Consider the following 12,528-nt stretch of genomic DNA (forward strand, 5'->3'; position numbering starts at 1 on the left):
AGGTCACCATGACCCAGACGACGTATGAATTTCAGGAAGTGGAAGGCGGATCGCCGATCAAGATGTGGACGCGCGGCGTGCCGGTTGATGACAAGGCGCGCGAGCAGCTGACCAAGGCGGCGCAGATGCCTTTCATCTTCAAACACGTTGCCGCCATGCCCGACGTCCATGTCGGGATCGGCGCGACCGTGGGTTCGGTTATCCCGACCAAGGGCGCGGTGATTCCGGCGGCTGTCGGCGTCGACATTGGCTGCGGCATGATGGCCGCGCGCACCTCGCTCGTCGCGAGCGACCTGCCGGACAACCTTGCCGGTATCCGGTCCGCGATCGAGGCGGCGGTGCCGCATGGCCGCGATGTCGGGCGCGGCAAGCGTGACAAGGGTTCGTGGGGCGATCCGCCTCCGTCCGTGGTCGATGCCTGGGCAAAGCTCGCCGAACGGTTCGGACAGATCGTTGCCAAGTACCCGCGCCTCAAGAACACGAACAACCTCGTGCATCTGGGGACGCTGGGAACCGGCAACCACTTTATCGAGCTGTGCCTCGATAGCGAGCAGCGGGTGTGGGTCATGCTCCACTCGGGTTCGCGAGGGGTGGGTAACGCGATCGGCACGTTCTTCATCGAGCTGGCCAAGCAAGACATGCGCAAGTGGCATATCAACCTGCCGGATCAGGACCTCGCCTATTTCCCCGAAGGGACTGACCATTTCGACGACTATGTCGAAGCGGTCGAATGGGCGCAGGACTTTGCGGCGCTTAACCGGCGTGTGATGATGACGCATGTGCTCGACGCGCTGCGCAGCCAGATCGCCAAGCCGTTCGAGGCCGAATGCGAAGCGGTGAACTGCCATCACAATTATGTGACGCGCGAACACCATTTCGGCGAAAACGTGCTCGTCACCCGCAAGGGGGCGGTGCGCGCGGCGAAAGGCACAATGGGCATCATTCCGGGCTCGATGGGCGCGAAGAGCTTCATCGTGCGCGGGCTTGGCAATGCCGAGAGCTTCGACAGCTGCTCGCACGGTGCGGGTCGGGTCATGTCCCGAACCCAGGCGAAGAAGCTGGTGACGCTCGACGAGCATATCGCCGATACCGCCGGTGTCGAATGCCGCAAGGACGAGGGCGTGATTGACGAAACGCCCAAGGCCTACAAGCCGATCGAAGCCGTAATGGCCGCACAGGCCGATCTGGTCGAGATCGTGCATACGCTGAAACAGGTGGTGTGTGTGAAGGGGTAACACCCTTCACGCCGCCATTGGGAGGCCTTCATGCGAGACTGGGTGAACGAATGGCACCAGGAAGGTCGCATCTTTATCTGGCGCTACGCTGAGCCGAACCGTTCTTGGCGGGGCTGGCATTTCACTGGTGATCAGACGGGCTGCAGGTCGCTCCGAAATTTGCTCGATCGAATGCGAGGTGGCGAACCCTGCTATCGAACCTTGGATTTGGGTTCTGTGACGGACGCGATACTCAGCGTCCCGAACTACGGGCACAAAACCAAAGGCAAGTTCGACAAAATGCAGATCGAGTTTGATCCCGACGCGCCAGATCTGATCCTTGAGCCTGATGGCCAGAAGCTCACGATGATTGTGGGCGATGCACGCCTACGGTTTTTGACCGCTGCGTTGGCAGACGTCGAAATTGGGCGTGGCGATTTTGGAATTAGGACATCCGATAACCGTGAGTCTGACCCTTGGATGTTTTGGTGGATGCCTGCAGTCTAAGTACAGATAGTTAGATAGTAGAACGAGAATGATCACAATCGACGGCTCTGAAGGCGAAGGCGGTGGGCAGGTCTTGCGGTATTCCGCAGCCCTGTCGCTGCTGACCGGCGAGCCCTTCACCATCCGGAACATCCGCGGGGGCAGGCCCAAGCCCGGCCTGATGCGCCAGCATGTTACCGCGCTGGAAGCGGCCTGTGCCATCGGCGGAGCGGAATGCTCCGGGCTGACGGTTGGTGCCAGCGAGCTGACCTTTCAGCCCGGCAGCGTGCGCGGCGGCGAATACCACTTCGCAGTCGGTACCGCCGGTTCGACCGGGCTTGTGCTCCAAACCGTGTTGGTGCCGCTGATGCTGGCTGACGCACCGTCGCGGCTGCTGATCGAGGGCGGCACCCATGCGATGGCCGCACCGCCTTTCGAATTCCTGCAGAAGACGCTGTTGCCGGTGCTAGACCGGATGGGGCCAAATCTATCCATCAGGCTGGAACGTCACGGCTTCTACCCGCGCGGTGGCGGGCGCATCGTCGTGGACATTGAGCCATCGCCACTGAGCCCAATCGAATGCGTTGATCGCGGCGCGTTCAAGGCGGGCAAGGTAGAAGCACTGGTCGCCGGAATCCCGTTCGACATCGCTGACCGCGAACTGACGGTGGCACGCAAAGTGCTGGCCGAATGGCCGGAAGAAGCCTTCGCTCCAGTGCAACTCCCGGCCGAGAATGGCCCGGGGAATGCCCTGATTATGGTAGCCGAATTCGAACACGTCACCGAAGTCATGTCTGGCTTCGGCAAGCTCGGCGTACCTGCGGAGCGCCTGGCAAAGACTGTGGCCAAGCGGATGGCAGGTTATCTGGCGTCGCAGGCCTTTGCCGGGCCCTATATGCAGGACCAGTTGCTGCTGCCGTTTGCAATGGCGGGCCGTGGAGCGTTCACCACAGTCAAGCTCAGTGCGCACACGCGCACCGCTGTAGACTTGATCGAACGATTTTCCGGCAGGGGCTTTCGCTTCGCGGAAACCGCTGACGGGGCACATCTCGCAGAGGTTTACTAACTGGCGCGAATTGGGCCGGAAGAGGACTGTCAGCTTTTGGAGCCAAAAGTGAAGAAGGCCGCCATTTGGCTTCCGCCCCCAGATACGGACACTGATTAAGCGCGAGGATATTATTACCCGGATATAATTGACTCTATTTTCACCCGGGTATAATACCGCCTCTCAGGAGGCAATCGAAGATGACGAATTTCACGGCTTTTCTCGCGCACCAGAGGGTCGCCTCGGGCACGCGCGATGAAGTCCAAAGGCAAATCCTGTCGGACTTTGCGGAGCACAAAGAAACCATCCTCGTCTTCGATGACGAAACCGGGCGGGTGACCGACCTCGATTTTCGGGGAACAATGGCCGGGACCACGCCCCAACCTGTTGGGCGCCCAAAACTGGGGGTTCAGGCGCGTGAGGTGACGCTGCTTCCGCGACACTGGGAGTGGCTCTCTCAACAAAGCGGCGGCGCTTCTGCTGCGCTTCGACGTCTCGTCGATGTTGCACGCTCACAGGGGCGCACTGTCCGTGAGCGCCAAGACGCGGCCTATCGATTCATGCAGGGCCTTTGCGGCGATATGGAAGGCTACGAGGAGGCGCTGCGCGCGCTATACCGATCGGATGCCACCATGTTTGCATCAACCATTGCGCACTGGCCGGAAGACGTACGGCTCTATATCAACAGCGTGCTCAACGCAGCTGCGGGCGATCAGGAAACAAAATGATGCGCGTCGCCTCTTGCCGTTGCGGTCACCTTAGAGCGAATTGCTCAGGTGAGCCCCTCAGACTTTCTGTCTGTCACTGCCGTGCCTGCCAGCAACGGACCGGGAGCGCTTTTTCGGCACAAGTTCGCTTTCTCGTCGACGCCGTGACCGTTGAGGGTAACTGGGTTGAATTTGTTCGGACTGCTGACAGTGGACGCGAGGTCACTTACCGGTTTTGCCCGAGCTGCGGATCGACGGTGTCCTACATGATCGATGAGTGGCCTGACCTGATCGCGGTCCCTCTAGGTCTTTTCGATGAGGCAGATTTTCCGCATCCTGCATATTCGATATACGAGAAAAGCAGGCACCCCTGGGTCAGCATCACTGGGGCTGAAACCCAACATCATCTGTAATGCGCTTCCCTTATCCCACGCACACCTCACGGGTCATGAGCGGGATTGATGCGCGATCCCGGACCCTGCGGGGCGGTATCAACCGATTTTCATCAGCAGCCGCCATTCGAAAACTGACCTCTTGGCAGCCCTCGCGTGCCTTCGGAGAAGAGGGTAAGGGTGGAAGTATGCGACGCAAGGCAATCATGGTAGATGTAGACGGCGTGCTCATTACGCACCCGAATATGGGTGGCTGGGCCGCCAATCTCGAACACGACCTCGGCATCCCGCCTGCCTTGCTGCATGACAGATTCTTTCGCCGCCATTGGTCTGATGTCGTGCACGGACGTGCTGCTCTGCGGGATCGACTGGCACTCGCTCTTGCCGAAATTGCGCCCTCGGTCTCTCCGACAACCCTGATCGAATACTGGTTCGAAAACGACGCGCATATCGACGAGCGTTTGCTGGCAGAGCTTCAGCAGCTGCGAATGGAAGGCTTCGAACTCCATCTGGCGACAGTCCAGGAGCATCAACGTGCCGCCTACCTTTGGGATCGTCTGGCGCTGAGAGATAGCTTCGACGGCATACATTACGCTGCCTCGCTCGGCTTTTCCAAGCCCGATCATGCCTTCTACCGGGCGGTTGAAACCGCTGTGCACATCGAACCCGAAGCCATCTTCTTCATCGACGACAAAATCGACAACGTGGAAGCGGCAAGAGTATGCGGTTGGGCTGCAGCACTGTGGTCAGGGGACTGCACCGTCAGGGAACTCATGCAAGTTATGCAGTGGCAAGACCCTTAAACAACCCGGAGCCAACCTTTGCGGCAGCGTTCACAACGACTGTGCCTGCCATGTAGCTGCAACGGGATTCTTGGCGGAAGCCACCATTTTGAAAACGCCCATGTAGCTTAATCTCTACAATGTCGGCATTGATCCAGGTTGCATGAGGGGCGCGGTTCGGTGAGGTATTCTTATGAGGGATAAGTGCTTTGCTTGCGGCGGCAGTTTTGTGGCTGTCGAAGGTCACACGCACCAATATATGCTTTCATCTCCAGGGTGTTGGAAGGCATATGGTGAGCTTCTGGCGCGCGAATATGAGAACCCGATGTTATTTGGTGCCGTCCACCGACTGACAGTGGACGCCTATGCGCTGCAACATCCCGGCGATGCTTCAGACAGACGTGCCCTACAATCCGTCTGGGTTCACTATGCAGCCCTTTACTTGTCCCTTCATAAAAAGGAAGCACACTCGAGAATTCCGTCTGTCATGCAGAAGCTGGTGGCTGGTCCCTTCCCGGCGCTGCCGCCGCCTCCCGCACATTTCGATGTCACACTTGAGGACGTTCTCGCCCAAGGGGACACAAATCATGTATCGGCGGTGAAGGCATGGGCCGACTGCGCATTCCACGCTTGGGCCGAGCTCAAAGATCAGACCGTCGCGATGCTGAAGTCTCTTTAGCTGGAACTGCGGAATCCGCCCATCACCGATCATAGGTGAGGCCAGTCCGCGATCCCGAAATCTATACGGCTGCTTCGGCCTGTTTCCGCCAGCGGCCGCCATCTGGACACCGACCCCATTACGGTCAGAAGCGCGCGGCGGATTACACTCGCTCTAGCGGCAAGAATGGCGGTTGGGGCAACTCGACAACGATGCGATCACCGGCACGCACACGCCCGCCTCTCAATACGGCGGACATTATACCGGATTTGCGGATCAGCTTGCCGTTTGGTCCCCGGTCGAGCACCACAGACAGCAATCCCTTCTGCCAGTTATCGATTTGAACACAGGGATTGCGAAGGCCACTAATCTCGAGAACCACTTCCTCGCCGACCCTAAGGTGTGCTCCCCGCGGGAGGCCAAGCAAATCTATCCCCTTGGTCGTGATGTTCTCGCCCAGGTCAGCGGGCCCAATTCGAAAACCTTGCTCTGCGACTTCGTCGAACAGTTCGGAATGGATGAGGTGCACCTGGCGAAGATTTGGTTGGGTTGGATCAGCCTTGACCCGCGAACGATGCTTCACCGTCACGCCCTGGTGCGCATCTCCGTCTACCTCAAGGCCCGCAACAATCGTGATTTCGCGCACGATCTGCTTTGAGAAGCGATGGCTTCCATCCATCGCAACAGCAAGAACTTGACCGCTCATGTTGGAAGCTCCCGCATCGGCCACCCCCATCACAGTTCACGCAAGACCACAAGCGGCCATTCAGCAAAGCACCCGCGACCGGCCATGCGCCGGGCCCGCGCGCGATATCGAAAGCGGCTCGGCGGCTTGACTCCGGTCGCGAAAAGTTGCTGCCATTCGGCAAACGACCCCGAAACGGACTCAGGGTCTGCTGATTGATGCTGTGGAATAGGGCGAAACCGTCTCCCACCCCAATGCTGAATAGAGAACTCTGCCAGCTTCCGTTGCAACAAGCACCTGAGGTCCATCGATCTGCCGCGCTGCATAAAGGTTTGCCATCAGGACTTGCGCCAAGCCTTTTCGGCGATGCGGAAGTTGCGTTATGATACGGTCATATATGAAGACATCAGCTGTCTCTGCGGCGTAGCCTTCCGCAGCCAGTTCCCCTGTATCGCAAAATATTTGTGCGTGGGTCACGGCCCCGTCGCGTCTGACCCGGATCTGATAACCCACAGCCAGCCTCCTCGCTGCGGGTTCTGCCGAGGCTTGCATGAAGTAGCCCGGATGGTGGAGCGTCCACTGCGCAGGTAGTAGGGCGCTAAGTCCGTCGGCCGAACCGCAAAGCTTCAGGAGATAGCCCGGCTCACTGATGGTCTGAGCAAGCGTTGTTAGTCGCGGCTCCGCTTTCGGAAAGACCCAGCGAGCAATTTCGTCATTCGCGTTTGTATCGACGCGAAATCCTCCATATTCTGGGACCGGCATCGGCAGTCCGCGTGCGATCGAGCGAGCCGATAGCCACGCGTTCAAGAGCAATGGATCAACGCCTCCGCAGGTCATCCTGTCCTTCTAATTCACCCCGCAACTATCCGTCCATTGAAATTGGAAAGCGGACAGTCGCAAAGCCACCCAATTCCCGCTGGCCACTTCGCAGCGACTGGTGCCTGAAAGCGGTCGGCCGAAGCTGACAGCCGACCGCTTGAACCAATCAGATTTCAGTTCTCTCTGCCAGGAGCAAAGCGTCCTCAACATCGACCCCGAGATAGCGGACCGTGTTCTCGATTTTGGTGTGCCCCAGCAAAATCTGGATCGCCCGAATGTTGCCGGTGGCCCGATAGATCATTGCGGCTTTTGTCCGCCGAAGCGAATGCGTTCCGTATTCGGACTTCCGAAGACCAATCGCAGTCACCCATTCATCGACGAGGCGGGCATACTGGCGCGTGCTCATGTGTCCGGCATGATCAACCCTGCTTGGGAAAAGGTAATCGCCCGTCGAACCGCCCCGTCGTTCTAGCCATGCAAGTAATGTCGTTCGCACATCGGCGGTGAGTTCGAACTGGACTGGTCGATTGGTCTTCCGCTGAACGACGATCGCACGATTGCGGATGTCAGCGCCGGCGACCACATCGCCAATCTTGATCTTCACCAGATCGCAGCCGCGCAACTTGCTATCGATGGCGAGATCGAAGAGCGCCTTGTCTCTCAACCGGCCTTCGCGATCGAGGTGAAAGCGGATCGCCCATATCTGTTTTTGCGTTAGCGGGCGCTTGGTTCCGACGTCTTTGCCGGCGTTCCAGGCCACGCGTCTCTGCATGGCAGGATCAAATCGTGAGTATCCCATTGTCTTTTCTCCTAGGCCGTCATTGGCCAAGGGAAGAGCATCCGAAGAAGGTAAAGATCTGGGCCGGTTGCAGACTGTCCGTTTTCGTCTTCAAAGACCGGCAAGCAGACATTCCGCAAGCGACCCGAAGCGGACGTTCGCATTTCCGCCGCGCTTGCCTTATCCGCGCCGGGGGTGACATCCGTCATGTCGCCGCGCTGACACCGGGCACTGCTGACCCATGCGACAGCGGGCTAGATCGGGCTCCACAGTCAGGAGAACGATCATGCTTTCCAACCATTCTTCGACCATCGCCGCACTTGATGGCGCGACCAAGGCTTACGGCACGCACCGGGTGCTTGAAGCATTCGACTTCACGCTTGCGGCCGGATCGGTCACCGCGCTGCTTGGCCCCAACGGTGCGGGCAAGTCCACCGTTGCGGGGCTGTTGACCGGCCGGTTACGGGCCGATAGCGGCCGCGTGAGCCTGTTCGGGTTCGACCCCGCCGACCGGCACGCCCGAGCGCGGATGGGGATTATGCTGCAAGCAGGCGGCCTGCCCGAAACGCTGACCGTGGCCGAGGCGGTCGATCTGCACGCGGGCTATTTCGCCCGCCGCCTCCCGATTTCCGCGGTGCTCGAACAGGCTGGCCTGACAGAGCTTGCCAGTCGCCGGTGTGACCGGCTGTCAGGCGGTGAGGCGCGCAAGGTGCAGTTCGCCATCGCCATCGCCGGGGCGCCCGATCTGCTGGTGCTGGATGAACCGACCACCGGCTTCGATCCCGATGCCCGCCGTGCCATGTGGGACGTGGTCCGCGCCAAGGCCGATGCGGGCGCAGGCGTGCTGCTCGCCACGCACCACATGGACGAAGCCGAAGCGCTGGCGGACCGGATCGTGGTGATCGCAGGCGGGCGCATCATCGCCGATGGCACGCCGGCCGCAATCAAGGCGCAGGTCGCCGCGACCGCGATCCGTCTGCGCACCCGCCTTCCGGCCGAACGCTTCCGCGCTCTGCCCGGCGTGGCCAAGGTGGAGACGGTTGGCGCTGACCTTTCAGTCCTGACCACCGCACCGCGCGCCAGCCTTGAGGCCGCTTTCGCAATCGATCCGGCGCTCCAGCACTTTGAAGTCACCGGGGCGAGCCTCGAAGATGCCCTCGCCAATCTTGTCCAGTCCAACCGCACCGCCCTGAAGGAGGTCGCATGATGTCCGCTCTGATCGCACCCGCACCCGCCGTCTATGCCCGCGAAAGCCGGGCCGAGATCGTGAAGTCGGCAAGGATGCCGCAATTCATCATTCCCACCATCGCGCTGCCGCCAGCCTTCTATGCGCTGTTCGCGCTCGCCATTGGGCAGGGCAGCGCGGACGGCGCGACCCGGGCCTTAGCTACCTTCGGCGTGTTTGCGGTAATGGGGCCGGCGCTGTTCGGCTTCGGCGCCAATATCGCCGCCGAGCGCGAGAGCGGTCAGCTGGAGCTAAAGCGTCTTTCGCCTATGCCCGCAGGCGCGCAGATCGCCGCCAAGCTTGTGGCGACGGCCGCCTTCAGCTTCCTTGCTTTCGCGCTGCTCTATGCGCTCGGGATCGCAGGGGGCGTGCGGCTTGATGCCGGCCAATGGGCGTTGCTCGCGGGAGTTCACACGTTGGCGATCATCCCCTTTGCGCTGATCGGGCTTGGCATTGGTTACCGGCTTGGCCAGAAAGGTGCGATAGCGGTTGCCAACATTGTGTTCCTGGCGATGGCCGTGCTTGGGGGGCTTTGGATGCCGATTTCCGTCTTGCCGCAGGCCATGCAGACTATCGCTTGGGCGCTGCCGTCCTATCACCTTGGCGAGCTGGCGCTGATGGCCGCGGGTCAGCGCGATGCTGCGAACGCGTGGTTGCATGCCGGTCCGCTGGCGCTCACCACGCTTGCTGCCGCGCTGTTCGCCTGGACGGGCGAGCGGACGCAGGCGCGGTAAGATGAGCAAGGCCGGGCTACATGCAAAGACCAGGGGCCGGATGCTCCGGTGGGAGGGCATCGACCATCCAGCCATATGGCTGGCCTATCTGCCGCTGTTCTTCATCCCGTGGCTGATCGTTCTTCCGAGCCCGCCGCAGATGATCGCAGCGGGAATCGGGCTGGCGATTTTCCTGTGGATCTATTTCCTGTCCTTAAAGGCCGAAGGTGCACGGCTTTTGGCGCTGGCGGTAGCATCTTTGCTTCTCTCCTTTGCGCTGGCATACACGAACAGCAACTGGACGGTCGTGTCGATCTATGCCGCTGCGATGATCGCCGAACTGCGTCCGGCTCGGCATGCCAGCATCGGCGTAGCTGTGTTCGCCGCTGCCAGCGCCGCGCTGGGGCTGGCGACCGGTCAACCCGTCATCTACTGGCTGTTCGGCGTGTTCCTGATGATCATGGTTGGCATCGGCAATCTCTCGCGCGCGGCCCTCCAGGACAAGAACGCCGCTCTTGCTGCGGCGCAGACCGAGGTGCGCCAATTCGCCGCCGCCGCCGAACGTGAGCGCATCGGACGCGATCTGCATGATCTGCTCGGCCGCACGCTGACCCTCATCGCGATCAAGGCTGATCTCGCCGCGCGCCTTGCGGATTCTGCGCCGAACAGGGCAGTGGCCGAAATGCGCGACGTCGCCGCCGCTGCACGAGAGGGGCTGGCCGAGGTCCGCGCCGCGGTTAGCGGGATGACGGGTGCGAGCCTTGCCCGCGAAATCGCCGGGTCCAAGACCGCGCTGGCCGCAGCCGGGATCGCCTGCGAGGTTGAAGGCGACGCCGAGGCCATTGATCCGGGCACCAGCGCGGTGCTCGCCATGGCCTTGCGCGAGGCGGTGACCAACGTCATCCGCCACTCGGGCGCGGGCACATGCCGGATTGCGCTGATCCAGCAGGCAGGCGGGCTCGAACTCAAGGTCAGCGACGATGGCAATGGGCAGGCCGTGCGCCCCGGCGGAGGGCTCGCTGGCCTCACCTCGCGCCTCACGGCAGCAGGGGGCGAACTGGCCATCGAGGGTGATACACGCGGCACACGGCTGACGGCACGCGTGCCGCAGGGGGCGCTCGCATGATCCGCATCGTGATCGCCGAAGATCAGGCATTGGTGTTGGGCGCACTGGCAACCTTGCTCGGCCTTGAAGGCGATATCGAGATCATTGCCCGTGTGGGTGATGGTGCCGCCGCGCTCGACGCGGTGCGAGAGAATAAGCCAGATATCCTCCTCTCCGACATCGAAATGCCGCAGATGAGCGGCCTTGATGTAGCAGAGGCTATCGCACACGAGGGGCTGGCGGCGCGGGTGCTGATCGTCACCACCTTTGGCCGCGCGGGCTATTTGCGTCGCGCGATGGATGCGGGTGTGCGCGGCTATCTGCTCAAGGACACCCCCGCCGAAGCCCTTGCCGCCGCGATCCGTAAGGTTGCTGCAGGGGGGCGCGCGATTGCACCGGAACTGGCCGAACTCGCCTGGGACGCGCCCGCCAATCCGCTCACGGAACGCGAACGCGATGTGTTGAGGCTCGCCGATGAAGGCCGCTCGAACAAGGAAATCGCCCGCCAGCTCGATCTCTCTCCCGGCACGGTCCGTAACTACCTCTCTGAAGCCTCGGCCAAGCTGTTCGCCGCGAGCCGGATCGAAGCCGGGCGTATCGCGCGCGAAAAGGGGTGGCTGTGACTGGCGGCATGACGCTTGTCACCTCGCCCGGCTGACACCATGCACTGCACGGCCTGCGCACCTTGCAGCACTCCTTAAATCAACAAAGGAGTTTGACGATGAAGTGGAAAAATGCAGCCATGGTGACCGCCGCGCTCGCCGCCTTGCTGGGCGGGGCAGCGTTATTCAAAGGGCTGGCGCCGGATCGCTACGGTCTGCCCGAGATTGAGGTCCTTGCCCCCGGCCCGACCGGCACGCGGATCGTGCAGGGAGAGCTTTTCGGTAACTACTTCCCCGCGCAAGGCCCGGATGCCGGCCCCGGCCCGCACCCGGCGGTGCTGCTGCTCGGCGGATCGGAAGGCGGGCTGGGCGGCGGCGCGCACCAGATGGCGCTGGCTTTGCAGAAGGAGGGCTTTGCCGTCTTTCACCTCGCCTATTTCGGCGCGCCGGGCCAGACAGATGCGCTTGAGGGTATCCGGCTTGAACTGTTCGACAAGGGGCTCGATTGGCTGAAGACGCAACCCGGTGTCGATCCGGCGCGGATTGCGGTGATGGGCGCATCCAAGGGCGCGGAGGCCGCGCTGCTGGTCGCCTCGCGCCGTCCTGATCTGACCGCTGTGGTCGCCGGGATGCCGACCAGCGTTGCGTGGAACGGCGTCAATTGGGCCAGCGGCGGGCAAAGCGAACGCTCGTCATGGACCGCAAATGGCATGGAAGTGGCGACCATGCCGTTCGGCGACTGGGATCAGGCCGATGGCATCATCAGCGTCTATCGCACGATCGAGGACTCGGCCCGCCAGGCCGAAGCAGAACGCGCCGCGATCCCGATCGAACACGGTCGGGCCGAAGTGCTGCTCGTGTGCGGCGAGGCGGAAACAATGTGGCCTGCCTGCCCGATGGCGCAGCAGGTCGCCGCGCGCAGCAGGGCTCGCTCCGGCCCGCCTGTCACCGTGCTATCCTATAAGGATGCCGGTCATTTCGTGTTCGGCCCGCCGATTGCGCGCGATCACCGCTTTTACTCACGGCTCGGAGAATATGGCGGCAGCGTGGAAGGCAATGCCGTTGCACGAATCGACAGCTGGCCGCGGGTAATCGCCTTTCTGAGGCGCGCTATGGCGGATACCTGAAGCCCCTCGGCAATGCTGATCATTTTCAAGGCATGCCCGCATTGGATCGATCAGACCAGCAATTCAGCTTGCCACCCCAATACCGGACATTCCTCGCTTCAAACTGTGAAGCTGAAATCTGCCGATCGCAATCCATTTGGGTTGTGGCAGAAACTGGGCCGCTTGCTGCCTGTCAGGTTTCGGGCAGTGA

Annotated in this window: 15 protein-coding genes; 12 read left to right on the forward strand and 3 right to left on the reverse strand. The window is 61.5% G+C overall.

What is annotated here, in order from left to right:
• Window positions 1-8: 8 nt before the first annotated feature.
• The 7 genes from ACS0VV_RS11210 (at window position 9) to ACS0VV_RS11240 (ending at window position 5,305) form a co-directional block, all read left to right on the forward strand.
• The gene (locus ACS0VV_RS11210; protein WP_483532784.1) at window positions 9-1,235 is read left to right on the forward strand and encodes an RtcB family protein; all 1,227 of its coding nucleotides are present in this window, start codon (window positions 9-11) and stop codon (window positions 1,233-1,235) included.
• 30 nt (window positions 1,236-1,265) lie between these two features.
• The gene (locus tag ACS0VV_RS11215; protein ID WP_483532785.1) at window positions 1,266-1,721 is read left to right on the forward strand and encodes a hypothetical protein; all 456 of its coding nucleotides are present in this window, start codon (window positions 1,266-1,268) and stop codon (window positions 1,719-1,721) included.
• A 28-nt stretch (window positions 1,722-1,749) separates the two neighbouring features.
• Entirely contained in the window at window positions 1,750-2,766 is a 1,017-nt protein-coding gene (gene rtcA / locus ACS0VV_RS11220; protein ID WP_483532786.1) for an RNA 3'-terminal phosphate cyclase, read from the forward strand.
• A 179-nt stretch (window positions 2,767-2,945) separates the two neighbouring features.
• On the forward strand, window positions 2,946-3,473 hold the full coding sequence (locus ACS0VV_RS11225; RefSeq protein WP_483532787.1) for a DUF2239 family protein: 528 nt from the start codon (window positions 2,946-2,948) through the stop codon (window positions 3,471-3,473).
• The gene (locus ACS0VV_RS11230) at window positions 3,473-3,865 is read left to right on the forward strand and encodes a GFA family protein (protein ID WP_483533537.1); all 393 of its coding nucleotides are present in this window, start codon (window positions 3,473-3,475) and stop codon (window positions 3,863-3,865) included. The genes ACS0VV_RS11225 and ACS0VV_RS11230 overlap by 1 nt, the downstream gene beginning before the upstream one ends.
• Window positions 3,866-3,900: 35 nt before the next feature.
• On the forward strand, window positions 3,901-4,647 hold the full coding sequence (locus ACS0VV_RS11235; RefSeq protein WP_483532788.1) for an HAD family hydrolase: 747 nt from the start codon (window positions 3,901-3,903) through the stop codon (window positions 4,645-4,647).
• Between the two features lie 172 nt (window positions 4,648-4,819).
• Window positions 4,820-5,305, forward strand: coding sequence for a DUF5946 family protein (locus tag ACS0VV_RS11240; protein WP_483532789.1), 486 nt, complete (start codon window positions 4,820-4,822; stop codon window positions 5,303-5,305).
• A 142-nt stretch (window positions 5,306-5,447) separates the two neighbouring features.
• Here the strand turns inward: ACS0VV_RS11240 and ACS0VV_RS11245 are convergent, their stop codons facing one another.
• The 3 genes from ACS0VV_RS11245 to ACS0VV_RS11255 all read right to left on the reverse strand — a co-directional run bounded on the left by ACS0VV_RS11245 (window position 5,448) and on the right by ACS0VV_RS11255 (window position 7,587).
• Window positions 5,448-6,020, reverse strand: a complete 573-nt coding sequence (locus tag ACS0VV_RS11245) for an MOSC domain-containing protein (protein ID WP_483532790.1) — start codon at window positions 6,018-6,020, stop codon at window positions 5,448-5,450.
• A 150-nt stretch (window positions 6,021-6,170) separates the two neighbouring features.
• On the reverse strand, window positions 6,171-6,731 hold the full coding sequence (locus ACS0VV_RS11250; protein WP_483532791.1) for a GNAT family N-acetyltransferase: 561 nt from the start codon (window positions 6,729-6,731) through the stop codon (window positions 6,171-6,173).
• A gap of 223 nt (window positions 6,732-6,954) precedes the next feature.
• Window positions 6,955-7,587, reverse strand: coding sequence for a tyrosine-type recombinase/integrase (locus ACS0VV_RS11255; RefSeq protein ID WP_483533538.1), 633 nt, complete (start codon window positions 7,585-7,587; stop codon window positions 6,955-6,957).
• 265 nt (window positions 7,588-7,852) lie between these two features.
• Here ACS0VV_RS11255 and ACS0VV_RS11260 point away from each other — a divergent pair, with 265 nt between their 5' ends.
• The 5 genes from ACS0VV_RS11260 (at window position 7,853) to ACS0VV_RS11280 (ending at window position 12,338) form a co-directional block, all read left to right on the forward strand.
• Entirely contained in the window at window positions 7,853-8,773 is a 921-nt protein-coding gene (locus ACS0VV_RS11260; protein ID WP_483532792.1) for an ABC transporter ATP-binding protein, read from the forward strand.
• Window positions 8,773-9,525: an ABC transporter permease gene (locus tag ACS0VV_RS11265; protein ID WP_483532793.1), complete on the forward strand. Its 753-nt coding sequence runs from the start codon at window positions 8,773-8,775 to the stop codon at window positions 9,523-9,525. Before ACS0VV_RS11260 ends, ACS0VV_RS11265 begins: the two co-directional genes overlap by 1 nt.
• Window positions 9,526-9,565: 40 nt before the next feature.
• Entirely contained in the window at window positions 9,566-10,630 is a 1,065-nt protein-coding gene (locus ACS0VV_RS11270; protein ID WP_483532794.1) for a sensor histidine kinase, read from the forward strand.
• Window positions 10,627-11,232 carry a response regulator transcription factor gene (locus tag ACS0VV_RS11275; RefSeq protein WP_483532795.1) on the forward strand — a complete coding sequence of 202 codons (606 nt, stop codon included), beginning with the start codon at window positions 10,627-10,629 and terminating at the stop codon, window positions 11,230-11,232. Before ACS0VV_RS11270 ends, ACS0VV_RS11275 begins: the two co-directional genes overlap by 4 nt.
• A gap of 98 nt (window positions 11,233-11,330) precedes the next feature.
• Window positions 11,331-12,338 (forward strand): acyl-CoA thioester hydrolase/BAAT C-terminal domain-containing protein, encoded by a 1,008-nt coding sequence (locus ACS0VV_RS11280; RefSeq protein ID WP_483532796.1) that lies wholly within the window; start codon window positions 11,331-11,333, stop codon window positions 12,336-12,338.
• Window positions 12,339-12,528: the final 190 nt, after the last annotated feature.

This window comes from Aurantiacibacter sp. KMU-128 (genome assembly GCF_056933515.1).

What these genes read in the sequence shown, in the direction of transcription:
- ACS0VV_RS11275 (WP_483532795.1), top strand. Translation starts at nt 10,627, where the DNA reads ATGATCCGCATCGTGATCGCCGAAGATCAGGCATTGGTGTTGGGCGCA.
- rtcA (WP_483532786.1), top strand. Translation starts at nt 1,750, where the DNA reads ATGATCACAATCGACGGCTCTGAAGGCGAAGGCGGTGGGCAGGTCTTG.
- ACS0VV_RS11265 (WP_483532793.1), top strand. Translation starts at nt 8,773, where the DNA reads ATGTCCGCTCTGATCGCACCCGCACCCGCCGTCTATGCCCGCGAAAGC.
- ACS0VV_RS11245 (WP_483532790.1), bottom strand. Translation starts at nt 6,020, where the DNA reads ATGGGGGTGGCCGATGCGGGAGCTTCCAACATGAGCGGTCAAGTTCTT.
- ACS0VV_RS11240 (WP_483532789.1), top strand. Translation starts at nt 4,820, where the DNA reads ATGAGGGATAAGTGCTTTGCTTGCGGCGGCAGTTTTGTGGCTGTCGAA.
- ACS0VV_RS11255 (WP_483533538.1), bottom strand. Translation starts at nt 7,587, where the DNA reads ATGGGATACTCACGATTTGATCCTGCCATGCAGAGACGCGTGGCCTGG.
- ACS0VV_RS11260 (WP_483532792.1), top strand. Translation starts at nt 7,853, where the DNA reads ATGCTTTCCAACCATTCTTCGACCATCGCCGCACTTGATGGCGCGACC.
- ACS0VV_RS11250 (WP_483532791.1), bottom strand. Translation starts at nt 6,731, where the DNA reads ATGCCGGTCCCAGAATATGGAGGATTTCGCGTCGATACAAACGCGAAT.
- ACS0VV_RS11280 (WP_483532796.1), top strand. Translation starts at nt 11,331, where the DNA reads ATGAAGTGGAAAAATGCAGCCATGGTGACCGCCGCGCTCGCCGCCTTG.
- ACS0VV_RS11270 (WP_483532794.1), top strand. Translation starts at nt 9,566, where the DNA reads ATGCTCCGGTGGGAGGGCATCGACCATCCAGCCATATGGCTGGCCTAT.
- ACS0VV_RS11215 (WP_483532785.1), top strand. Translation starts at nt 1,266, where the DNA reads ATGCGAGACTGGGTGAACGAATGGCACCAGGAAGGTCGCATCTTTATC.
- ACS0VV_RS11235 (WP_483532788.1), top strand. Translation starts at nt 3,901, where the DNA reads ATGAGCGGGATTGATGCGCGATCCCGGACCCTGCGGGGCGGTATCAAC.
- ACS0VV_RS11225 (WP_483532787.1), top strand. Translation starts at nt 2,946, where the DNA reads ATGACGAATTTCACGGCTTTTCTCGCGCACCAGAGGGTCGCCTCGGGC.
- ACS0VV_RS11210 (WP_483532784.1), top strand. Translation starts at nt 9, where the DNA reads ATGACCCAGACGACGTATGAATTTCAGGAAGTGGAAGGCGGATCGCCG.
- ACS0VV_RS11230 (WP_483533537.1), top strand. Translation starts at nt 3,473, where the DNA reads ATGCGCGTCGCCTCTTGCCGTTGCGGTCACCTTAGAGCGAATTGCTCA.